Origin of the sequence: Micromonospora sp. SL1-18, assembly GCF_047921505.1 — a bacterium.
In the GTDB taxonomy this organism is placed as follows: domain Bacteria; phylum Actinomycetota; class Actinomycetes; order Mycobacteriales; family Micromonosporaceae; genus Micromonospora.
Genome location: NZ_JBLROA010000243.1, coordinates 1 through 342, shown reverse-complemented (window position 1 = coordinate 342; position 342 = coordinate 1). Strand labels below are relative to the sequence as shown.

Sequence of the window (342 nt, the reverse complement as noted above, 5' to 3'; positions counted from 1 at the left end):
TCCGGCGTGGGATACAGCCGGTACTTCCGACCCATGTCCGCCTTCACGCTCCACATCATACACTTGGTTTGCGGCCGACACCTACCCCTATTCGCACCGGCAGACACTGCACTTTCCTGCTCCACGCCCACTTGGTCTTCGTCACGAAACACCGAGCACCGGTCTTCACCGACGAACACCTGCGCTACCTCGAACAGGTGATGCGCCAGGTATGCGAACAGTTCGAATGCGAGCTAATCGAGTTCAACGGCGAGGACAACCACGTCCACCTACTGGTGAACTTCCCACCCAAGGTGACCCTGTCCAAACTGGTCAACTCCCTCAAAGGCGTGTCCTCCCGCT

The 342-nt window shown here is 58.5% G+C and carries 1 protein-coding gene; it reads left to right on the top strand.

What is annotated here, in order from left to right; all coding sequences use genetic code 11:
• Positions 1 to 89: 89 nt before the first annotated feature.
• The coding region (gene tnpA / locus ACNAW0_RS30775; protein WP_416291545.1) for an IS200/IS605 family transposase at positions 90 to 342 on the top strand (253 nt) is incomplete at its 3' end.